Raw genomic sequence first — 343 nt, forward strand, 5'->3', positions numbered from 1 at the left:
TACGGGAGACGTCCCACCAAAAAAGTATATGGTTATTGTATCAGATTATCAGCTGATTGAAAACATACTTACTGGAGTTTTTAGTTAGGGGTGCAGAGAGGATCCCTTCTCCATGTTGCGGGAAAGATATGCTGGTTAGAGGAACTAAGAATCGAAAAGCCAAGGATCATACGGGACAAAGTAAGACATATAACATTCGGAGGTTGAAGTGTACCAATTGTGGTACCATCCACCATGAATTGCCGGACTTATTGATTCCTTATAAGCGCTATGAAGCGGAATGTATCGAAGACGTTCTTACAAATCCATCCACCCACATTGTTCCTGCTGATGATTCCACTCT

At 42.0% G+C, this 343-nt stretch carries 1 protein-coding gene; it reads left to right on the top strand.

Going from position 1 to position 343, the window contains the following annotated elements; all coding sequences use genetic code 11:
• Window positions 1–56: 56 nt before the first annotated feature.
• On the top strand, window positions 57–343 hold a 287-nt coding region (locus tag M3212_RS21835; protein ID WP_285875005.1), incomplete at its 3' end, for a DUF6431 domain-containing protein.

This window comes from Halalkalibacter oceani, from assembly GCF_023715705.1.
In the GTDB taxonomy this organism is placed as follows: Bacteria; Bacillota; Bacilli; order Bacillales; family Bacillaceae_D; genus Halalkalibacter; species Halalkalibacter oceani_A.